The organism is Thalassospira xianhensis MCCC 1A02616 (genome assembly GCF_003326475.1).
Lineage (GTDB): Bacteria > Pseudomonadota > Alphaproteobacteria > Rhodospirillales > Thalassospiraceae > Thalassospira > Thalassospira xianhensis.
The window spans coordinates 34908-56549 of the sequence record NZ_JPWA01000010.1 but is presented as its reverse complement, the minus strand read 5'-3'; the positions used below and the strand labels follow the sequence as shown (position 1 = coordinate 56549).

The 21642-nt window shown below is 54.0% G+C and carries 22 protein-coding genes; 12 read left to right on the top strand and 10 right to left on the bottom strand.

From position 1 onward, the window contains the following. The first annotated feature begins 11 nt into the window (after positions 1-11). The gene (locus TH5_RS10130; RefSeq protein ID WP_062952845.1) at positions 12-257 is read left to right on the top strand and encodes a DUF2798 domain-containing protein; all 246 of its coding nucleotides are present in this window, start codon (positions 12-14) and stop codon (positions 255-257) included. Here TH5_RS10130 and TH5_RS10125 read toward each other — a convergent pair. Further along, positions 242-1594, bottom strand: a complete 1353-nt coding sequence (locus TH5_RS10125) for a DUF2254 domain-containing protein (protein WP_114121769.1) — start codon at positions 1592-1594, stop codon at positions 242-244. The genes TH5_RS10130 and TH5_RS10125 overlap by 16 nt on opposite strands. 243 nt (positions 1595-1837) lie before the next feature. Between TH5_RS10125 and TH5_RS10120 the strand changes: the two genes are divergently transcribed. Both TH5_RS10120 and TH5_RS10115 read left to right on the top strand, forming a co-directional pair. Beyond that, positions 1838-2578: a TetR/AcrR family transcriptional regulator gene (locus TH5_RS10120; protein ID WP_114121768.1), complete on the top strand. Its 741-nt coding sequence runs from the start codon at positions 1838-1840 to the stop codon at positions 2576-2578. Between the two features lie 60 nt (positions 2579-2638). Continuing rightward, complete coding sequence (locus TH5_RS10115) at positions 2639-3895, top strand: MFS transporter (RefSeq protein ID WP_114121767.1); 1257 nt, start codon at positions 2639-2641, stop codon at positions 3893-3895. Positions 3896-4033: 138 nt separating this feature from the next. Here TH5_RS10115 and TH5_RS10110 read toward each other — a convergent pair whose 3' ends face one another. The 3 genes from TH5_RS10110 to TH5_RS10100 form a co-directional block, all read right to left on the bottom strand. Next, positions 4034-4753: a hypothetical protein gene (locus TH5_RS10110; RefSeq protein WP_114121766.1), complete on the bottom strand. Its 720-nt coding sequence runs from the start codon at positions 4751-4753 to the stop codon at positions 4034-4036. 215 nt (positions 4754-4968) lie between these two features. Next, a complete protein-coding gene (locus TH5_RS10105) occupies positions 4969-5811 on the bottom strand; it encodes a tetratricopeptide repeat protein (RefSeq protein WP_114121765.1) in 843 nt (280 codons plus the stop codon). Positions 5812-5959: 148 nt separating this feature from the next. Beyond that, complete coding sequence (locus TH5_RS10100; protein ID WP_167443517.1) at positions 5960-6940, bottom strand: AraC family transcriptional regulator; 981 nt, start codon at positions 6938-6940, stop codon at positions 5960-5962. Positions 6941-7170: 230 nt separating this feature from the next. On the opposite strand from TH5_RS10100, the gene TH5_RS10095 reads away from it, so the two are divergent. Together TH5_RS10095 and TH5_RS10090 are read left to right on the top strand one after the other, a co-directional pair. Next, on the top strand, positions 7171-8016 hold the full coding sequence (locus tag TH5_RS10095) for an AAA family ATPase (protein ID WP_114121834.1): 846 nt from the start codon (positions 7171-7173) through the stop codon (positions 8014-8016). Between the two features lie 6 nt (positions 8017-8022). Then, a complete protein-coding gene (locus TH5_RS10090; RefSeq protein WP_114121763.1) occupies positions 8023-9210 on the top strand; it encodes a vWA domain-containing protein in 1188 nt (395 codons plus the stop codon). 30 nt (positions 9211-9240) lie between these two features. On the opposite strand, the gene TH5_RS10085 is transcribed toward TH5_RS10090, so the two are convergent. Continuing rightward, complete coding sequence (locus TH5_RS10085; RefSeq protein WP_114121762.1) at positions 9241-9657, bottom strand: Lrp/AsnC family transcriptional regulator; 417 nt, start codon at positions 9655-9657, stop codon at positions 9241-9243. Positions 9658-9794: 137 nt separating this feature from the next. Here TH5_RS10085 and TH5_RS10080 point away from each other — a divergent pair, with 137 nt between their 5' ends. The 5 genes from TH5_RS10080 to TH5_RS10060 all read left to right on the top strand — a co-directional run bounded on the left by TH5_RS10080 (position 9795) and on the right by TH5_RS10060 (position 15430). Next, positions 9795-11477 (top strand): M20/M25/M40 family metallo-hydrolase, encoded by a 1683-nt coding sequence (locus tag TH5_RS10080; RefSeq protein WP_114121761.1) that lies wholly within the window; start codon positions 9795-9797, stop codon positions 11475-11477. Positions 11478-11621: 144 nt separating this feature from the next. Further along, the gene (glpQ, locus tag TH5_RS10075; protein ID WP_114121760.1) at positions 11622-12674 is read left to right on the top strand and encodes a glycerophosphodiester phosphodiesterase; all 1053 of its coding nucleotides are present in this window, start codon (positions 11622-11624) and stop codon (positions 12672-12674) included. Between the two features lie 162 nt (positions 12675-12836). Continuing rightward, complete coding sequence (wrbA, locus tag TH5_RS10070; protein ID WP_114121759.1) at positions 12837-13439, top strand: NAD(P)H:quinone oxidoreductase; 603 nt, start codon at positions 12837-12839, stop codon at positions 13437-13439. Between the two features lie 194 nt (positions 13440-13633). Beyond that, positions 13634-14500: a pirin family protein gene (locus tag TH5_RS10065; protein WP_114121758.1), complete on the top strand. Its 867-nt coding sequence runs from the start codon at positions 13634-13636 to the stop codon at positions 14498-14500. A gap of 180 nt (positions 14501-14680) precedes the next feature. After that, entirely contained in the window at positions 14681-15430 is a 750-nt protein-coding gene (locus TH5_RS10060) for a substrate-binding periplasmic protein (RefSeq protein ID WP_114121757.1), read from the top strand. A gap of 31 nt (positions 15431-15461) precedes the next feature. Here the strand turns inward: TH5_RS10060 and TH5_RS10055 are convergent, their stop codons facing one another. The 3 genes from TH5_RS10055 to TH5_RS10045 form a co-directional block, all read right to left on the bottom strand. Next, positions 15462-16421, bottom strand: a complete 960-nt coding sequence (locus TH5_RS10055; RefSeq protein WP_114121756.1) for a hypothetical protein — start codon at positions 16419-16421, stop codon at positions 15462-15464. A gap of 135 nt (positions 16422-16556) precedes the next feature. Beyond that, entirely contained in the window at positions 16557-17324 is a 768-nt protein-coding gene (locus TH5_RS10050) for a hypothetical protein (protein ID WP_114121755.1), read from the bottom strand. Continuing rightward, positions 17321-17845, bottom strand: coding sequence for an RNA polymerase sigma factor (locus TH5_RS10045; protein WP_114121754.1), 525 nt, complete (start codon positions 17843-17845; stop codon positions 17321-17323). Before TH5_RS10045 ends, TH5_RS10050 begins: the two co-directional genes overlap by 4 nt. 208 nt (positions 17846-18053) lie before the next feature. Here TH5_RS10045 and TH5_RS10040 point away from each other — a divergent pair, with 208 nt between their 5' ends. Further along, positions 18054-18905: a hypothetical protein gene (locus TH5_RS10040; protein ID WP_114121833.1), complete on the top strand. Its 852-nt coding sequence runs from the start codon at positions 18054-18056 to the stop codon at positions 18903-18905. Between the two features lie 189 nt (positions 18906-19094). On the opposite strand, the gene TH5_RS10035 is transcribed toward TH5_RS10040, so the two are convergent. Then, positions 19095-20309 carry an NADP-dependent isocitrate dehydrogenase gene (locus TH5_RS10035; protein WP_114121753.1) on the bottom strand — a complete coding sequence of 405 codons (1215 nt, stop codon included), beginning with the start codon at positions 20307-20309 and terminating at the stop codon, positions 19095-19097. Positions 20310-20717: 408 nt separating this feature from the next. Here TH5_RS10035 and TH5_RS10030 point away from each other — a divergent pair, with 408 nt between their 5' ends. Further along, on the top strand, positions 20718-20888 hold the full coding sequence (locus TH5_RS10030; protein ID WP_167443516.1) for a hypothetical protein: 171 nt from the start codon (positions 20718-20720) through the stop codon (positions 20886-20888). A gap of 25 nt (positions 20889-20913) precedes the next feature. Here the strand turns inward: TH5_RS10030 and TH5_RS10025 are convergent, their stop codons facing one another. Further along, the gene (locus TH5_RS10025) at positions 20914-21573 is read right to left on the bottom strand and encodes a TetR/AcrR family transcriptional regulator (RefSeq protein ID WP_114121752.1); all 660 of its coding nucleotides are present in this window, start codon (positions 21571-21573) and stop codon (positions 20914-20916) included. Between the last annotated feature and the right edge of the window lie 69 nt (positions 21574-21642).

Genomic DNA, 21642 nt, shown 5'->3' with positions numbered 1-21642 from the left:
AGGAGCCTCACATGCTTCCGGCACGTTTTTATCGTTTTGTATTTTCCGGTCTGATGTCGATTTGGCTGTCGACCCTGATGACCGGGCTGGTGACACTGATCAATACTGGTATCGACCCCGAATTTCTGCTGCGCTGGGGGCGGGCATTTGTCATTGCCTGGCCTATTGCCTTTTCGCTGGTTCTGATCAGTGGCGGCACGGTGACGCGCATCGCAAATAACCTGACCCGCCATTCACGTGTTCAGGCTGCTGAATAATCGTCTTTGGCCTGTTGCTGTCGCAGGACACGGTTGACGGCACGTTCAACCGCCCTGCGATCAGCCGCCTCGGCGATGTTTCGCGTGGCCGTCCGTCCGATAAGGCGCGCATGATCGCGCAGGGTGTCCTGCTGTTTGGCTGTTTTGGCCTGTCCGATCAGACTTTCAAGAACTTCTGCCATTGGCAACAACACATAGGGCTTGGTGCTTGCCGATTGTCGGATCTGGTTAAATGCCGCGTCCAGCATCTCGCCGAAATCCGAAAGATGGGCACATATCCGTTCCTGTCCTTGCTCGTCCCGCCAAAGGCCCAACGGGGAATGAAAATTCATCGCCTGCGGCATGGCCCGGCCCAGACGATAAATCACTGCAATTGCGGTAAACGGGTCATTGATGCCCGGTGACAATGCGCGCAGGGCGACCTCGACCAGCTGGCGCAGGGCGAACTCGATATCAAGCATCGCGGTGCGCTGATTGCCAATCAGTATCTGTTCGGTAATGAAATTCCGGTATTCGCCGATGTCGTCTGTTGCATTGGCGGCATTTATGCTGATTTCTCCGATAATGTCTTCGGCAATCACATGCTGTCCGGCATGGACTGTCAGGGCGATATGAATGTCTGCCTTGGTCGCAACCTCCAGCAAACCTTCATAGTCGATGCCCTGTACATAACCAGATTTTGCGGCTTTGATGGCTCTGTCAGGGTTGATTGTTCCCGCATCAGGCAGGGTGCATCCGGCTTCTGCTGCATGGTCGATTGGTTGTGAAAGCGTTTCCAGCGACGATGCAATCGTTTCTTCCAGATTTCCGCCGACTTTCTGGATGACCTGATCCGCCACAATGGATCGGCCCAGATGATGCACAAACAGAATCAGCACAAACAGGCTTACGACAAAAAGGATAATCCCGGTTATGGCGGCAATTTGCGGGACCTGATCCTCCTTGCCCTGGCCCCCCATGATGACAAGGGCCGTGATCAGAAACAGAATGGATCCGACAAAACTGCCCAGTGCATTTTGTGTTTTGGGATCGCCCATGAAATTGCGAATGGTGCGTGGGCCCAGTGATCCGGCGGCAAGTGTCAGAACCACCATGGTTACGGACAGGGCAAAGGTGGTCATGGTGACAAGGGTGGCAAGAAGGGTCGATGTCAGGTCCTGTACCGTTTGAACTGTTCCGAAACGCGGCCAGAAATCCGGTAGGCTGGCAATCATGTCCTCGCCCGGGAGGCGAATTGCCAGCAAGGCAACAGTGGCACCGCCAATCGCATAAAGCAGCGGAATAAACCACAAGCTGTGACCAAGAAATTCCCATATCCGGATAAATCGGTGAAACATTTACTGCGGTCCTGTTCTTGCCGTGTGCTTTGCGTGGCGACAAATGCCGCCCGTTGGCAAAGCCGAAACCGGGACAGCGATCCAGTGTTAAACGTATGAGGTTAAAGCCGGTTCCCTGTTTTCTGCGTTTGGGTGCATCCGTTGAGTGTTCGGATGAATGCCACCCATGCAAAATTCGCGATTGTTTGGTGTTAAAAAATGAACCAAATTCGATTTTGCGTCATTTATTGAAAAGGCAAGGGTATGTCAGCCCCGAACAACCCGGAAAAGCAACCGCTGAGACAGCGGCCAAACCGCATTGAAAAACGTCAGCAGCGCGAGGAACTGATCCTTGAACGCGCGGGCGAGCTGATTGCGGAATACGGGTTTTTCGAACTGAAGATGTCGGATCTGGCGCGCGCCTGCGATATTTCGGTTGGCACACTTTATGCCCATTTCGCCAGCAAGGAGGATTTGCTGCTTGGGCTTGCAATCCTGGCCGGGCAAAAACGCGCTGGATTTTTCGATTATGCCCGTGCCCATGACGGCAGTGCGATGGAAAAGTTCATTGTTGCGAGCCTGCTTGATATCCGCTTTTCTATCGATCACCCGCAATGGTTCGAGGCCGAATATCTCGCTCTGGCCCCTTCGATCTGGCAGCGCGCAACCCCGTCGCACCATCAAAGCCAGCTCGCCGGGATCGGACGTATCACCGAAATGTTCCAAAGCTTCCTGTCCGACGCCGCCGATGAACTGGGGGTGTCGGGCGATGTGATCGCGCAGACCCGTAACCTCAACCTTGGCAGTTGGGGGCTTTCCTTTGGCATGAATGCCCTGGCCCTTTCAGAAATAACCGACCGCCATTACGGCACTGAATTGCGCAGCAATGCGATTGACATCTTCTGCGACAGTCTGGCCGATCTTCTGGCCGGGGCGGGATGGCATGTCGATGACGCTCGCCAGATCGTGCGCGACCTTGCCGCACGCTATGCCGATCTGAAATAGCCACGGGCGACGCTTTCAATCAACTGCCACCACCAAAACGTCCCACGGAGTATTCGCCCCATGTCCCAGGAAACCAAAACCATGTCAGCGGTCTTTTTGACCGTGCTGTTCGGTTTTGCCGGATTCAGCCTGCCTTATCCGGTTTTCAGCCCGATGTTCCTGAAACCCGAACTGGGCTTTCTTGATCCATCTGTGCCCACCGAATACCGCACGATGCTTTTGGGGGTCGCCATGGCGCTTTATCCCATCGGGCAGTTTATCGGTGCGCCGTGGCTGGGGCGGGTGTCGGACAAGCTTGGTCGCCGTCCGGTTTTGATGGCGTCCCTGACAGGTGCGGCTCTTGGCTATCTGGTTACCGCCTATGGGGTGGCGACTGCCAATTTGCCGCTGGTTTTGATTGGACGTTTTGTGTCGGGTCTGTGCGAGGGCAATATGGCGATTGCCCAGTCGATTGCATCGGATATCAGTCGTCCGGAAACCAAGGTGCGTAATTTTGGTCTGATCACGGTCGCAATCAATGTTGGCTGGATCATCGGCCCGCTGATGGGCGGCTTTTTCTCGGATCCGACCATTCATCCGTCCTTTAACGTGTCCTGGCCGTTCTATTTTGCCGCGGGTATGTATGCCTTTAACCTGCTGGTGGTGTTCGTGATCCTGCGTATCCCCGAATATGCACGTCGTCGCGGCACGCCAAAGGGCATGGTTGCACCTGCTACACGCACCGTTTGGGCGACGATCACGGATCCGGATCTTTTGCCGGGTTATGTGATTTCGTTTTTCAGCTATATCGCGGTTTATATTTTCTTTGCCTTTTTCGGGGTCTATCTGGTGCAGAATTACGATGTCACCAGCAGCTTCCTTGGCATGTGTTCAGCCATAATTTCGATCCCGCTTATTCTGGCCGGGTTGACGGTTGATCGGGCACAAAAGATTTGCGGCCTGATCGGTGTCGGAACTCTTGGCCATCTGTTTTTGGGGATCGGCCTGATCACGTTCCTGATCCCGGATGGACTGGTGTGGATATTTGTACCCATGTGTCTGGCGGCATTCGGTATTGCGTGGTGCGAGGTGACGACCAGTTTGTTCATCTCCAATGCGGCAGGATCGCATGAACAGGGGCAGGCGCTTGGCGTTTACCGTTCTGCCCATGTCCTGGCCGAAGCTGCGGCCGTTCTGATCGGTGGGGTTTTGGCCGGTATCGCCAGCTACGCGCCCTTCTTCCTTGGTTTCATCGCGGCGATGCTATGTGTGATCGGCATTCTGGGATGGCTGCGCATTCGTCAAACGACGGCAGAGGCAGATGTGCCGGCGGTTTAAGTTACCCGACGTCTTGTCTTTCAGATATCAATCGGTGCATGGGCGGCGCGTGCAATGTGATGCAGGCATTTTTCGTGACCTTCACCAGGTTGCAGCACCGCTAGATATTCGCCAAGCGCGGAGCAAATTTTAGATTGCCTAGTTCAAAAAAGCGTCTTCGATCTTTGGACCATTAACGAGCGACCAGCGAATTACCGCTTTCACATTGTCGGTCTTTTCTTCCGGGAAGAAATACCGACCCAGTTCCACAGCCTCACCGCTTTCGTACCCAGGCAGCATTTCGATCGCGCTTTGCCGATAATCGAAACCGTACTCGACATACAGGAATTTGTGGCCGCGAGTGATGCGAAATGCGCTGCTGATCATATCGTAGGGGCGGTCCGTACGTTTCGTGACCAAATATTTGGTTCCCAGCTTTACATAATCCTTGAAGCCATCAAACGCAGCGAGCGTTTTCTTTTTGATCCCAAAACAGCTTTGATAGCCGAAGTCATGATTTCCGTTTGTTTGATGGAAAAGATAATTTTGCTGCTGATCGCAAAAGCTGTTGGAATAAAAGGCGTATCCCATTCCCGCTGACATAGGGCTGGCGATTGTGATGAAGCCTCGCAGGGTATTGTTGGCGTCGATCTTGCCGAGCACCAATGAGCCAAATGCCTCATAGGTATTATTGCGGCCAATATCTGTGGCAAGTACCGTCCACTCGCCTTGCGGCAATAGAATGTCTCCCTGCGGAAGCTCAATCTTGTCGGTAAATTGAGATCCAACAGGGAATTTTGTTTCTAGCTCTGTCTGAGCGGTCATCAGACAAGCTGACAGAAAAACTGAAAGCCCCATCGCAAGAATTGTTTTAAACATGTGCTTCCCTCAAACGTTCTTGCTTAAGACGTTAATGCCTTAGAATACATAAATAAACTGTACGAAGGGAGGGTAGCTCAAGTCTGTGTCAAATAGCTTGCTTGCGCACAGGATTTACCAGCCTAAGTCAACGCAAACGTGAACTTGTGTTGCAGGGTACGGAAAATTACGCTGCAACGGCGGACGTTCCAGCGGCTTAAGTCCTGACACGTCTTTCAGATATCAATCGGTGCATGGGCGGCGCGTGCAATCAGCTCGGCCGCCTTTTTGCTGTCTTTGCGGTTCTTGCCCGGCAGTTTTGCAAGATCGTCGGCAAGCACACGGGTTTCTTCGGTTCCGTCCAGATCGGCACTGATTTCCATGACCCGGTCCCAGATCGCCTTGTCATCCATACCGCCCATTACGGTCAGCGTGATAGCGCGGTTAAGGGCGGCTTCTGCATTTTCGGGATCATGGCTCAGGATCAGTTCGAACGCTTCAAAGGCTGCAATCAGATGCCCTTCGCGCAGGTTGATAACGCCCAGATCGTTCGATGCGACCACTGATGCCGGATCGATCCGCAAAAGCTGCTCGATCGCGCGGCGTTCACTTTCGATATCATCATTGGCGCGATGCGCACTGGCAATCAGGCGGTGGATGTTGGCATTGCCTGGTTGGTGGTGGGCGGCATTCTGAAAGGCACTTAGCGCATATTCGGGTTGTTCAAGTTCCAGCAGGGCCTGTCCACGTAAAATCAGCAAATCGGGATCGGTCGGATGATGACGCAACACGACATCGACATGGTTAAGGGCAGAACGGGCATCCCCGTTTTCAAGCAGTGCGCGTGCAATGTGATGCAGGCATTCCTCATGGTCTTCATCAGATTGCAGCACAGTACGATATTCGCCAAGTGCTTCGGTCAGCGAACCTTTTTCATGCAGGGCGCGGGCCAGTCCGAACCGTGCTTCAAGATTATCCTCATCCTCGCCGAGTGCCTGACGCAACATATTGATCGCAGCGTCATATTGGCGGCGTTTAAGCGCGGCAAGACCCATATCCGCAAAGGACATCGTGGTCATGCAAATTCTCCCAACCTTGGTGTCATTCCGTTGCCCGGAACATCAAATTTATCGAATTTCGATGGGATTATAGGCGGTGGGACGATCATTTCCACCCCCGATCTGCAGAAAGTCAAACCTGCTCGCGACGGCAGATGACGATCACAAATTATTGTCGCTTGCGCAGGGTTTCAGACGGTAGAACACCGAACTGCTTTGCATAGCTTTGAGAAAAGCGACCAGCATGGGAAAAGCCCCACTTCAATGCAATTTCAGCAACATTTGGCCCAACTTCATTGTCGAGAAGATCTTTATGGGCGTGGTTCAGGCGCGCCGATTTAAGATACGCCATCGGCGACATGCCATAGGCGGCATTAAACGCCGTTTGTAATGTCCGATAACCGCAACCCGAATGCTCTACCAGCGTTTCAAGAGTGATCGGTGTATGGGCATGGGCGTGGATGTATTCGCGCGCCCGTTTCACATAATGCGGAACCGCGTTGGATTTCGGTAGTCCATGCAGAAGTTCCGAACAGGAATTCGGAAGCATCATCAGGATGTTAGTCAAAAGCAAATCCTGAAGACCATTCAGGACAATGGCATTGTCGAGATTGTGCAGCGGGCCCTCAAGTGCCTGTGCGATGTAATTGAGGGTATTGCAAACATGCCGACCCGGGGCAGAGTCCAGATCAAGGCTGATTTCAAAGTCTGGATCCATGGTCGTGCTATCATTGCCCAAAAGCATCCGGCAATGTTTGGCGAGAATATCGTTGGGTAAAAGGACGCCGAAGCAGGCAAACCTGTCTTCGTCCGCGAAAAGGGGCATGCGCATGTCGCGGATCATTCCGCGTCTGGTCGAAATCGTGTAATCCTGACCCTGATGCTTCACGTTACCCCGACCTTCGGTCGGGATGATCAAGAACAGCGCATCGTTATCGCTTTCAGGTGTCCGAAGCTGAATGCGGCAATCGCCAAAGGACGAATGCAAAACCTGCAAATCGCCCAAGGTAGTTCCCCGAACCACAACATCGAAAAATGCAGGTCTTTCGATCAGATCCAGTGAATCAATGGAATTCAGATCAGCCAGAAGGGCACGTGTCTCGTTCAGATCACGTGATGATAAAACCTGATGATTCTCAAGATATGTCACACAAACGTCCCCGTGACGCATTGCAAAATTGCAATGGCGCAAGCTTTGTAACTCCCCCGAGGCACCAGGACTTTATAACAGTCTGGAATTTGTATGATTTTCAACGATCGTAAGCTATCGGCTTTAACTCTACAAGTTCGTTGGATATGACGGGTTGTGAACTCGTCCCTTGCTCCGCGACCCGCAACATCCTAGGTTAACGTAAACGTCAACTTATGTTGCAGGGCAAAATGAAGTTTCAGGGTACGGAAAATTATGTCGCGACCGAGGATCTGATGGTGGCGGTCAATGCCGCTATCACGTTGCAGCGACCACTTCTGGTCAAAGGCGAGCCGGGGACCGGTAAAACCGTCTTGGCCGAGGAAATTGCCAAGTCGCTGGGCAAGAAACTGATCACCTGGTCGATCAAATCCACCACACGCGCCCAGCAGGGATTGTATGAATATGACGCCGTTTCGCGCCTGCGCGATAGTCAGCTTGGCGATGAACGCGTGCATGACATTGCCAATTACATCGTCAAGGGAAAGCTTTGGGAGGCGTTTGAGGATGAAAGCGCGCCGGTTCTGCTGATTGATGAAATCGACAAGGCCGATATCGAGTTTCCCAATGATTTGCTTCAGGAGCTTGATCGCATGGAGTTCTTTGTCTACGAGACACAGGAAACCATCAAGGCGACCAACCGCCCAATCGTGATCATCACATCGAATAATGAAAAGGAATTGCCCGACGCGTTCCTGCGACGGTGCTTTTTCCATTATATCCGCTTCCCGGATGCCGAAACCATGGCCGAAATCGTTGCTGTCCATTTCCCCGATATCCAGAAACGTCTGGTTTCGGAGGCCCTGAACCTGTTTTACGACATGCGCGACGTTGGCGGGCTTAAGAAAAAGCCGTCAACATCGGAACTGCTTGATTGGCTGAAGCTTCTGATGGCCGAAGATTTGCCGCCAGAAGCATTGCGCGCCAAGGATGCCAAAACCGCCGTGCCGCCGCTGCATGGGGCATTGCTGAAAAACGAGCAGGATGTTCATCTGTTCGAACGGCTTGCCTTCATGGCAAGGCGCGAAGGGCGTTAAAGCATCATGTTTACCGGCTTTTTCTATAAGCTGAAAGAGGCCCGCATTCCGGTCAGTTTACGGGAATATCTGACGCTGCTGGAGGCCGTCGAAAAGGGCCTTGCGAACTATGCGGTCGAGGATTTCTATTATCTGGCACGCGCAGCACTGGTGAAGGATGAACGCCATCTTGACCGGTTCGATCAGGTCTTTGGTGCCCATTTCAAGGGCGTGATTGATCTGACGGACGGCATGGATGAAGTTGCCGAGGCTGACATTCCCGAAGAATGGCTGCGCAAGCTTGCCGAAAAATTCCTGACCGACGAGGAAAAGGCCGAGATCGAGGCGCTTGGCGGCTGGGAAAAACTGATGGAAACCCTCAAGCAGCGGCTTGAGGAACAGAAAGGCCGTCATCAGGGCGGCAATAAATGGATTGGCACTGCCGGGACATCGCCCTTTGGCGCTTATGGCTATAACCCCGAAGGAGTGCAGATTGGGCAGGATAAATCCCGCCATCGGCGTGCGGTAAAGGTCTGGGACAAACGCGAATTCAAAAACCTTGATGACAGTGTCGAAATCGGGACACGCAATATCAAAGTGGCCTTGAGGCGTTTGCGCAAATGGGCGCGGACTGGTGCTGCCGATGAGCTTGACCTTCCCGGCACCATTTCATCAACTGCACGTCAGGGATGGCTTGATGTGCAGATGCGACCCGAACGGCATAATGCGGTCAAGGTGCTGATGCTGTTTGATATTGGCGGGTCGATGGATGACCATATCAAGGTTTGCGAAGAACTGTTTTCGGCGGTCAAAACCGAATTCAAGCATCTGGAATATTATTATTTCCACAACTGTCCCTATGAAGGATTGTGGAAGGACAATGCGCGCCGCCGCACCGATCAGGTTTCAACATGGGATGTAATCCGGACCTATGGTGCGGATTACAAGCTGGTGATTGTCGGCGATGCCACCATGAGCCCCTATGAAATCACCTATCCCGGTGGTTCGGTTGAACACTGGAACCAGGAAGCCGGGGCGGTCTGGATGCAACGTTTGCTCGATCATTTCGAGCATGCCGCCTGGATCAATCCGCAGGCGGAAAACTGGTGGCAATATCATGGCTCGATCCAGATCATGCACAAACTGATGGAAGGGCGGATGTATCCGCTGACCCTTGAGGGGCTTGATCGGATGACTGGTGCCCTAAACCGCTAAATGCCCTTAGGTCTTTGCCCGTGTGACATTTCAGGCAGGCCCGAGAAACAGATAGCTTTCGGTTTTGGCGATTCCTTCCATGGCGCGCACGGTCGTGACAACCTGATGAAAATCTGAAAGGGCAGGCACCTGAATTTCCGCGATCAGGTCCCATTCGCCATTGGTGGTATGAAGGGCGGCAAAGCCAAGGTTTTTGCGAAGGCTTGCGACCAGTGTTTTCACGTTCTTACCCGATAGCTCGATCATCATCACGCCCCGAATGGTGCCGTCCGACGCATCATCGCGCAGGCGCACGGTAAATCCGGCAATCACCCCCTGATCGATCAGGCGGTCCATACGGGTTTTAACCGTTCCGGCCGCAACCCCCAAAAGCTGCGCCAGTTTCGGGACGGATGCACGCGCATTGATGCGCAGTTCGGCAAGAAGGCGACGATCCAGATCATCCATGGTTTCATTCCGGTTTGATGATTTCGTCAATTATCTTGGCGAAATCATCAATTTCCAATCGAAAATTGTATCAAACTGGGATTTTAACTGACTTCGGCAAAGCATATCCTGCTGTGACGTCATCAGGGAGCAAGAATATGACCATGCCGGGGAAACGATGGGCACCTTATGCCCGTACTGCTGAAATCGCCGACCGCCTGACCCGTTTTGGCAGTGTTACCGGCAGCGCCGGTGAAGCCGATATCGCAGGGCTGATCATCGATATTTTGCATGAAATTCCCTATTTTCAGGACAACCCCGACAATATCGCGGTGATCGACAGCCATCTGGTTGCGGGTGGCAGCCGAATGGCAAAAAGCGTTGTCGCACTGGTGCGCGGGCGTGGTCGCAAAACACTGGCAATGGCCGGGCATTTTGATGTTGTCTCGATTGAAAATTATCATGATCTGAAACATCTGGCCTTTACCCCCGATGCGCTTTGCGAAGCCCTGATTGCCGATCTTTCCAGTAGGGAAAATCTGAGCGATGCGGAAGAACTCGCTCTTCGCGATTTTCAGACCGGCGATTTTATCCCTGGGCGCGGGTTGCTTGATATGAAAAGCGGCGATGCAGCTGGCATTGCGTTTCTGGAACATTTCAGCCAGCAGCCGGACCGGCAGGGCAATGTCGTCCTGTTCCTGACACCCGACGAAGAACGCAATTCATGCGGCATGCGCAGCCTGCGTAACGCGTTGCCCGACCTGATTGCGCGATGGGGCCTCGACATTGTCGGTGGGGTCAATCTTGATGCCAGCAGTGACTCCGGTAATGGTGAGATCGGGCGCGCAATTTTCCATGGCTCGGTCGGAAAACTTTTACCCTTTGCCCTTGTCGCCGGTTTGCCAACCCATGTCGGTTATCCGTTTGACGGCATTTCCGCCCATGCCATTGCATCGGAAATCATGCAGGCGATTGAGGCCAATAGCGGACTGTGTGATCGCGGCATGCATGAAACCGCACCACCCCCGGTCTGTCTTGAGGCCCGCGATGTCCGCGATATTTACGAAGTCACCACGCCAGAACATGTGTGGATGGCATTTAACTGGCTGGTGATGGGCAAAAGCTGTGCCGAACTGATGGGCGATTTTACCGCCATCGTGAAGGATGCCGGAAACCGCGCACTTGAACGGTTCGCTGTCAATGCAACCGGGTATGCCAAGGCCAACGGGCAGGACGCCCCGGCACCTTTGCCGCCTTTGCCGCCTTTGCGCATGGTAACGGTTGCGCAACTGCGCGATATGGCGTTTGCATCCGGGGGCAGTGATGCGCTTGACCGGATTGATGCGGTGGCCATTGAAACCGCACAGGATAACAATCCGCTGAACCGCACCCGCATTCTGGTTCGTGCCATGCTGGCCGAGGCACATCTGCGTGGCCCCGCGGTGGTAACCGGTATGGCCGGTTTGCATTACCCCGCCGTGCATGTTGATCCGGCAAAGGACATGGATCGGCAGTTTTTGGATGCGATTGACCGCGCCCGCACGACGATAGAGGCCCGTCATGAGACGCAAATTTGTGAGCGCGGCTATTTCATGGGGATCTCGGATATGAGCTTTTTCGGCCATGCGACCGATGCCAGCGATACCGAAATCATCGCCGCGAGCACCCCGATAGCCGAACTGGTGGATCGCCCGGTTGACAATGCCTTGGTCTATCCGGTGGTCAATATCGGTCCGTGGGGCAGGGAGTATCATCAACGCCATGAACGTCTTTATGCGCCCTATGCCTATCATGTGTTGCCCGATTTCCTGGCAGAAATTGCGGGCGAGCTTTTGGGATGATCAGCATTTTGCAAAGCAATCCATAGAAGGCGAGCAAGCGTAACAGTTGCATGAAACTTTGCACTATCGCCTTCTGCCTTGTTCCTGCCGCATCGTTTCGTCACTATGCTGGGCAAAATGTATGGGTAAATAAGGAGTTACGGGATGCTGATGAAATCTGCGCGCGCTGCCATTCTGGGGACGGCACTTGCCATTCTGCCTTTGTCTATTGCACCGGTGATGGCACAGGACAGTACCCTTGAACGGGTTGTGATCGCCCATCGCGGCGCATCGGGCTATCTGCCCGAACATACCCTTCCGGCCAAGGCGCTGGCATACGGTATGGGGGCGGACTTCATTGAACAGGATGTGGTGATGTCCAAGGATGGTGTTCCGGTCATCCTGCATGACATCCATATCGACACCACGACCGATGTTGCCAAAAAATTCCCCGACCGCAAACGTGAAGATGGCCGGTACTACGCGATTGATTTCACGCTCGAAGAACTCAAAAGCCTGAACGTCACCGAACGGTTTAAGGCCGATACCGGCGAGCAGGTATATCCGGATCGCTTTCCTGGCGAATATGCGATTTTTAAAATTCCCACACTGGAAGAAGAAATCGCCATGATCCGGGGGCTGAACAAATCAACCGGGCGCGATGTCGGCATCTATCCGGAAATCAAGGACCCGGCATGGCATAAGGCCGAAGGGCAGGATGTGACCGCGGCGGTCATCAAGGTCATGGAACAGTGGGGTTATGGCACGCCAGAATCCAATTCCTATGTCCAATGCTTTGACTGGGAAGAAACCAAGCGCATCCGCAACGAACTGAAATATCAGGGCAAACTGGTTCAGCTGCTGGGTGAAAACAAGTGGGGGGCACCTGTTGGCACGGATTACGATTATCTGAAAACCGATGACGGTGTCGCGGAAATGGCAACCGTGGTGGATGGTATCGGTCCTTGGTTGCCCCAGGTCATCGAGGGGCTTAGTGCCGATGGCACGGCCATCATGACGCCAACCCTGATCGCGGCCCAGCGCGCGCAGTTGAAAGTCCATCCCTATACCCTGCGTGCCGATCAGTTGCCGAAATGGGCAGGCGACATGGACATCGCGCTTAAGGCGATTTTTGATGATGCCGCAATCGATGGCATCTTTACCGACTTTCCCGATCAGGTTGTCGAATATCTGGCGGTAAGGCCGCAACAGGATTGATCAAAGGGATCAAATACGTCTGTCCCGGAACAGTTTCGGGGCAGTGCGCGTTCTGATCCGGACAGGTGGGGCGAAATAGACTGTTTCCAATGTGGTCGTTTTCGCAAGGCGGCAATTGTCGCATGCTGGAGGCGACAGTTTTTTTTAATCAAGGAGGCAAAATTGGCCAAGGTTCTGGTTCTTTATTATTCAATGTACGGGCATATCGAAACCATGGCGAACGCGGTGGCCGAAGGTGCGCGCGGTGTGGCGGGTACACATGTCGATGTCAAACGTGTGCCCGAGATCATGCCCGAAGATGTAGCCAAGGCTGCGGGTGCGAAGCTTGATCAGGTTGCGCCGGTTGCCACAGTTTCGGATCTTCCGGAATATGATGCGATCATCTTTGGTGTGCCGACCCGTTTTGGCAATATGTCAGCACAGATGCGTAACTTCCTTGATCAGACTGGTGGCCTTTGGGCCAAGGGTGCATTGATCGGCAAGATCGGTTCGGTCTTTGCCTCGACCGGAACCCAGCATGGTGGTCAGGAAACCACCATCACCTCGACCCATACAACGCTTCTGCATCATGGTATGGTGATTGTTGGCGTACCATACAGTTGTGCCGGACTGACCAATATGGACGAAATCACCGGCGGTTCGCCCTATGGTGCGACAACACTGGCCGGTGCCGACGGTTCACGTCAGCCATCGCAGAATGAGCTTGATATTGCCAAGTTCCAGGGCAAGCACGTCGCCGAACTGGCCGCAAAACTGGCTGTCTGACGGATTGCTGCATTGATGAAAGGCCGCGCAGATATGTCTGCGCGGCCTTTTTACTGAGTAGATTGGGGGGGGGACGGAAACAATCAGATGCCTGATTGATCATTGTTTCGCGACAGTTTTCTGCCAGATTGAGGGATATGAGAGTTTCACAGATCGCAGCCAGATACATGCCCGGCTGCTGACAGGAGGACCCGATGTCTGAACAGGGTAGAACCCCGCGTGGCGTTGCCCGCGTACTTCGCGCGATGGACACATCCGATGGGGCTGGTGTGTCGCTCAAACGGTCCGTTGGATCGCCGAAGCTCGATATGCTTGATCCGTTTCTGATGCTCGATTCAATTTCGACCGATAATGCCGACGAATATATTGCCGGTTTCCCAGAACATCCCCATCGTGGATTTGAAACGGTGACCTACATGGTCGAAGGTGCCATGCGCCACAAGGACAGTATGGGCAATGAAGGTGTTCTGCGTTCGGGCGGCGCGCAATGGATGACCGCAGGTAGCGGGATTTTGCATTCCGAAAGCCCGGAACAGGAAAACGGTCTTTTGCAGGGGTTCCAGCTTTGGATCAATCTGCCGGCCAAGGATAAGATGGTTACCCCGCGTTACCAGAATATCGAAGGCAGCGATGTGGTCGAAATAAGCCCCGAAGACGGAATTGATCTGCGGCTTGTTGCGGGTGAATTCATGGGTAAAACCGGCCCGGTTAATGGCATTGCTACCAAGCCGGTCTTTATCGATGCCAAACTGTCGGCTGGTCGCGAGGTGACCCTGCCGCTGCCCAAAGGCCATGCCGCGATGGTTTACGTTTTTATCGGGGACGCGATTGTTGCCGATAAGGCTGTCACCACGCATCATCTGGCCGTTCTCGATGATGGCGATAGCATTACGCTTAAAGGTGGGCCCGAAGGCGGTCGGATGCTTCTGATCGCGGCCCGTCCGCTGCACGAACCGGTCGTTCGCTATGGCCCGTTCGTCATGAGCAGCAAACAGGAACTGATGCAGGCCTTTGATGATTATCAGCGTGGCCGGTTTGTCCGCGCGGCTGCTGTTTCCTGAAAAAGATATTCATAAAGTTCCAGAAACCCCGTCAAACTTTTGACGGGGTTTTTCTTTTGTGGGTATCGGGCGATATTGTTGTGTGGGCAGGTTCGAAGTCTTGCATGGCTTGAAAGAAGCACCCGCCCCCCTAACCTATAAGATGCAGGGGGCAGGAATGCCCTGCGGAGTGGGTCAAGAATGAAAAAACAATGGGTCATGATGCTGGTGTTGACTGCGTTGCTGATGATGGCGGCGCAGGCAAAGGCCGATCATGTCCGGATCGTGACGGGGGATTACTTTGCCCCCTTTACCGGACGTGATCTTCCTGATGGCGGTATCATGACCGAGATTGTCCGACGCGCGTTCGAGATTGCCGGATATGATCATGCCGAGATTATCTGGCGGTCCTGGCGTCAGGGCTATGACATGACGGTCAAAGGGGAGGTCGAAGGCACTTTCCCCTATGCCTATACCCCGTTTCGGGCGCGTACGGTCCTGTTCTCCGAACCGGTTGCCAGTCTGTCGGCTTTTGGCTGGTATGCCAAATCTCGCCAGAATTTTGAAACCATCGATGATTTGAATGGTACGGCACTTTGCCTGCCGCTGGGCTATGCCGAACTCGGCAGGACAAGTCAGATGCTGGCAACCGGGCGGGCAACCCGCCATGCACCGCCTGATATGCGTACCTGTTTCAAACTTCTGGAGGCAGGGCGGGTCGATATTGTAATTGCACCACGGTCAGAAGCCCACGATTCCATACGCGCCGCCGGACTGGAACTGGATCATTTCGGCAATATTGATGAGCCGCTTTCCACAATGCCATTGCATTTCGTGGTTGGCCTGAACCATCCCAGAGCTGGCAAAATCATGCAGGATTTCAATGCCGCTCTTCTGGAATTACGCGACAGTGGCGAACTGGCCCGGTTGCTGAACCGCGCACAATACTGATCACCTGACCGGATCGAAAAATCCGCCAGAATCATGATTTTCCGGCAACATCATCCTCTATAACCCAACCACTTTTGGTGCGGCATGCGGTTTTTATCTGGCTGCTGGTACGGTTGCGTGCACTCAGGGATTGGCGATAGGTGCGGCACCAAGCGCCCTTGTCGGTTTGCTCCGTTTTAAGCGGGGTAACTGCAATCCTAATGTTACCCTTGCTGGTCATGGTTTTACCTGAAAGCGTATCTTCCAGTGTTGCCTGAACCAATGCTGCAAGGCGTTTGCGATCTGCTGCCGGGATTTTGGTCGGCGCCGGGCCAAAAGTAATCAGTTCCTCGCTATGGTCCTGACCCGATTTCCAGTTGCGTTCGCGCTTGACGTAATAACCGATTTCGGGCGCGTACCACCATTTTGTGGTTTGCATCCACCATTGCTGCCAGTAACGTGCACATTCAACGATATAGGTATCAAAGGTCCCGGCTTCGACCGTCACGGTTTCCGTTGCGGGTACGCTGCAGCTTAGCCATTGCTGATACTGATCGGGCTTGCCGGTTTCAGGATCGATATTTTCCGACGTGGTATAAATCCGGACCTGCTTGTCAAATGACAGCGGCCAAATGCTTTCTGATCCGTCGCGAAGGGATGCCGTGCCGGATCGTTTTTGACCTTCCTTATCGGTATAGGACCATTCAAGATTAGGCAGGGTAAAATCGTCCGTCGTGACGAAACTGTAATCGCCGCCGCCATTCCAGAAGATTTTTCCCCCCGACGTTTGGGTCACGTACACCGCCCGGCCACTGTCAAAGACAAAAGCATCCCCGGTTCCGAATTTCGGCAAATTCGCCGATCCCATATCCGGACCATCATTGGTCCGTTCTGTGGCATAGGCGGACATGCCGTCATTGAGTTCATTCAGGGATTGGGAAAAACTGTCGAATGTATTGGTCACCTGACAGCCAGCGGTTGCGGCCATCGCCAGAAAAGGAAAAATCGCCATCGCATATCGCGAAGCGGTCAAGCAGCACATCGATCCTGATCCTCGTGTTCTTTTTATCAAGTGTTCTTTTAGTTTTGGGCCTGTTGACCATAAGGGTGTTGCGACCTGAAAAGCGGTCGCGACCCACATTGTTGATTAGAGCTTCTGTTCTGGCGCGTTGGACAGGTTTTCCATATCCATAGCGCCCGGTATCAGCCGATAAACCGTTTCCCAAACGCCGGAACCGGTTCGGCAGGCACGGCCGAAGAAGGCATTGGCTTCGGTGGCTGCTGACGGGAAGGTCACCTGATATTCACGGCAATACAAGCCGTTCTGCTGGAAGGTTCGCAACGGTTCGATCAGGGTTTCGCTTTCACCAATATCGGTTTTGCGAAGAGATACCTTGCGGATCGTACCGCTTAGCGTGTTTTCCAGCGTTTCACTGATCTGAGCATCCAGAACCGGGTTATTGACCGGTGAATATTCCGCAAGCTGCGCATTGGTGCCAGACATTACGCCATTCGGCGCAAGATTTTGCGAAAACCAGCTACCCCCAACAAAGGCCAGAAGGACTGCAGCCGCCGCACCGATGCCGGTGAAAATGGCCGTGCGCGTATTGGAGTTTGCCGCTTTCGGGATCGCAACAGACGGCGCGTCATTGGTTATGGATGGTGCCGTTGCGGATTGCCCGTCAAGGATACCGGCGATCCGCTTTGAGAGGTCGGGATATACCGTATCGCTCAAAAGGCGTTCGGACTGGCTGCGCAACATAACCGACTGTCCGGCAATGATTTCGAATTGCCGTCGCATCCTTGGGCAATTACCGATCCGGTCTTCCACCTTACGGCAATCCGTCGGACCCAGCTCACCATCGACATAGGCGGACAGCAAGGCATAATCCTGTTCTGACAAACTATTACTCATGATGATCCTCGCTGAATGTCTTCATCGTCATTTTCGGTGCCGTCCTCGTCATGAAGACGGGCCAGATAGGTGCGCGCACGGGCCACCCGGCTCATCACCGTTCCGTGCGGAATATCCAGAATGCCGCTAGCCTCGCGATAGGTGTAACCCTCAAACAAAACCAGTGTCAGGGCCGCGCGCTGTTCTTCGGGCAGGTTGCCAAGCGCCTTTTGAAGGAACATGCGGTCTGTGCCACCATGCCCATGCGAGGGCATGGTGATCTCACGCGCGTCCTCAAACGAAATCACGACACCACGGCGTTGCTCGCGCCGTTTTTCGTCAATCCAGCTGGTCTGGACAATCCGGAACATCCAGCTGTCCAGACGTGTGCCGCATTCATACTGATCAATCCGCTCGACCGCTTTAATATAGGAGGTCTGAACGAGATCCTCTGCTGCGGTGGCGTCACGGGTCAGCGATCTTGCAAATCGCAGGATGCGGGGCAGCAACTCTGTCATTTCTGCGCGTATTGCCGGTTCCAAACCGAACTCCCGACCGTGATCATCTTTCTAAATCTGGTGTCTTGTTATGCAGATAACGCGCGCGAGCGTCTGTTTCTTCCATCACAGTTCAAAAAATCTGAAAAAAAGTTCAATCAGCGGGATGAAAATGGAAAGCGTGCGCGTTATCCTTGCAAATCACCGGATGAAATCATCCACAAGGTTGGACCTCATAGGTGGGTACGAAAAAATGAAAAGCGGTAAAAAAACAATCATGCGTAACCGCATCTGCACGGCGGCCCTTTTAGGTGTTGGTACCTTTGCCTTGATCGGCGCGCCGGTATCGATTGATTTCGGCAAGCTGGACTTCTCGTCCAAAACCGCAATTGCCCAAGGAAATGGCAATGGCGGCGGCAACGGGAATGGTGGTGGAAACGGTGGCGGTAACGGAAACGGCGGGGGTAATGGGAACGCTGGCGGCAACGGCGGCGGGAATGCTGGTGGAAACGGCAATGGTGCTGGCGGCGATGGCGGGCCTGGCGGTCCCGATGGCCCGGGCAACAGCAGCAATGCCGGTGGTAACGGAAACGGCAATGGTAAAAATGCTGATGCTTCCGATGGCCCGGGCAATAGTGCCGCCGCAAAATCAAAAGCACAGGACCTCGGCCTGCAGTCGAAAGGTAAAGCCTTCGGACGCAGCGGGCTGGGCCCGGCGGGAGTAGAGGGTGAGGATGTAGAACGCGGCATGCCGCCGGGTATCGGGCGTGCTCCCGGGCTGGCTGGCGCGCTTCCGCCGGGAATTCAACGGGTCTTTGGGGCTCCGACCGGGCCGGATATCGACCCGGACATTGAACAGGACATTATCGTTCATGGCTGGAAAGAACTGACCCGCCCGGATGACGATGTCGATACTCCGGACGACGGTGAACCTGATCCGGGTGACACCGGGGATGCTGGCGACACTGGCGATACCGGTGATACCGGAGATTCGGGAGACGATACAGGTGACACCGGCGACACCGGTGACAGTGGCGGCGACACGGACGATACCACTGATACCGGTGATACAGGTGGTGGCGATACAACAACCGACGCAACCTGACCTCATCAAAAGCAGCTGATCCTGCTTTCTGCTGTACGTTCTTTGGTTGGGACACGCAGCAAACTTATCCCCGCTGGTCCCCTCCGGCGGGGCTTTTTTTGTCGTCCCAACCGTGCTGATCTCGGGCAAAACAAAACCCCGCCAGTTCGCACCGGCGGGGTTTCATCATTCAGGGAAGGTGCAGGGCAATCAGCCCATAGCAACTTTCAGGCCTTCGTCAAGTTTGTCGAGGAACTGCGTGGTGGTCAACCATTTCTGGTTCGGACCGATCAGCAATGCCAGATCCTTGGTCATGAAGCCGGCTTCGACGGTGTCGACACAGACTTTCTCAAGGGTTTCGGCAAATTTCACGACTTCCGGGGTGTTGTCGAACTCGCCACGGTATTTCAGGCCCTGCGTCCAGGCAAAGATTGACGCAATCGGGTTGGTCGAGGTTTCTTTGCCCTGCTGGTGCTGGCGATAGTGGCGGGTGACGGTGCCGTGTGCAGCTTCTGCTTCAACGGTCTGTCCATCCGGCGTCATCAGAACCGAGGTCATCAGACCGAGCGAGCCAAAGCCCTGTGCGACGGTGTCGGACTGAACGTCGCCGTCATAGTTTTTACAAGCCCAGACGAAACCACCATTCCACTTCATCGCGCATGCAACCATGTCGTCGATCAGGCGGTGTTCATAGGTGATGCCCGCAGCCTTGAATTTGTCGGCAAATTCGTTCTGGAAGACTTCCTCGAACAGATCCTTGAAGCGGCCGTCATAGGCTTTCATGATCGTGTTCTTGGTCGACAGGTAAACCGGCCAGCCAAGAGCAAGGCCATAGTTCATGCAGGCGCGTGCAAACCCGATGATGCTTTCATCAAGGTTGTACATCGACATGGCAACGCCCGAAGACGGGAAGTCGAAGACTTCGTGTTCGATGGGCTCGCCGCCGTCTGCTGGCTGGAACTTGATGGTCAGTTTGCCGGCACCCGGAACCTTGAAGTCGGTCGCACGGTACTGGTCACCAAAAGCATGACGGCCGATAACGATCGGCTGGGTCCAACCCGGAACCAGACGCGGAACGTTCGAGCAGATGATCGGCTGGCGGAAAACCGTACCGCCGATGATGTTGCGGATGGTGCCGTTCGGCGACTTCCACATTTTCTTCAGGCCGAATTCCTCAACGCGCTGCTCGTCCGGGGTGATGGTCGCGCATTTGACACCAACACGGTGTTCTTTGATGGCATTTGCGGCATCAATGGTGATCTGGTCGTTGGTCTCGTCACGTTTCTGAACCGACAGATCGTAATATTTAAGATCAATGTCGAGATACGGCAGGATCAGCTTGGTTTTAATGAAGTCCCAGATGATCCGGGTCATTTCGTCGCCGTCGAGCTCGACGACGGGATTCTTCACTTGAATCTTGCTCATGGAATACTCCCTTTCTGGCCGCGGCCAGGATACAGCGCGGCTGCCATTTTACATGTCATCCGGCGCGCGAGGGAGCGCCCTGGCCGCGTCGGGAGCCCGCAACATACAGGATGAAATCAGAAAATCAAAGAGGGCGGCGCAACATCGTTGTTAAGACTTTCGCGCAAGGCGGAAACTGGCGGGTTTTTGCACTTTGACCGGTTGCGAGATGACCCGGAAAAACGCTGGTTTGTCCGATATTTACACCATTGCCTGAATTAATATGCAAAACACGGGCAAGGGGTATGTCATGTAAGGCGGCATGATCCTGATCAAAGAAAACGGTTATGGAATGGGTCAAACTCGCATTTGTCGGGTTCAAGGGGGAAGACTCCGGCATCGCCAAACCGGAAGCGCATGGGGGATACCATGAACCTGCCTTATGAAACCAATATCATCATCGCGTTGTGTATTGTCGGCTTCTGCCTTTTGGGCGTTGGATACAGCTTCCGCGACCGGGGATGGGGGCTTGCCCTTGTCTGGATCGGGGTGATCACGATGATGGGGCCGATTGCCTATCGCCTACTGATCATGTTCTGAGCGGGAAACGCCCGGTGTGGCAGACTTACGCCTGCACCGAGGCTTTCTGGTCGACGGTTGCCGGATCAAGTCCATAGCCACGCAGGAACATATCGACCGCGGCAATCACATGGCTATGCAAATCCTTTGCATGCGGTTCCCAGCCGACATAGGTCATTTGCCGAAAATCGTAATCGGCCTTAAGCAGGCTTGTGAAAAAAACGGCCGCCTGTTTTGGATCGCTTTTCGGGAAAGTGCCTTCTTCCATCTGGCGTTCGAAATAAGATGTGATGATCCGGCGTCCGGTCATCAGGCCGCTTTCATAAAACACCTTGCCCAGATGCGGGAAACGCGGAACTTCGGACAGAAACAACCGCATATAGCGGATGGTTTCCGGTGTCGTCAGAAGTGTCATCAGTGTTTCGCCAAAGCGGATCAGGGCGGCGCGCAACGGCATCTGTGACAATTCCAGATCGGCCATGACCGCAACCACACGTCCCGTGCAATCGCGAATCACCGCTTCGAACACGCCGTCCTTATTGCCAAACAGTTCGTAAATTGTCCGGCGGGACCCACCTGCCTCGGCCGTGATCATTTCAAGTGTCGTGCCCGAAAGGCCGTGCTCACAAAAAAGTTCACGGGCCGCATCAATAAGCGCTTCGCGGCGTTTCAGGGTTCTTGGGTCGATATTTCGCGTCTCGGACAAGCAACTGTTCCAATTCTGCACTTGACGTTTGGTACTGATTGGTACCATAAAGGTTCAAATGGTACTGAT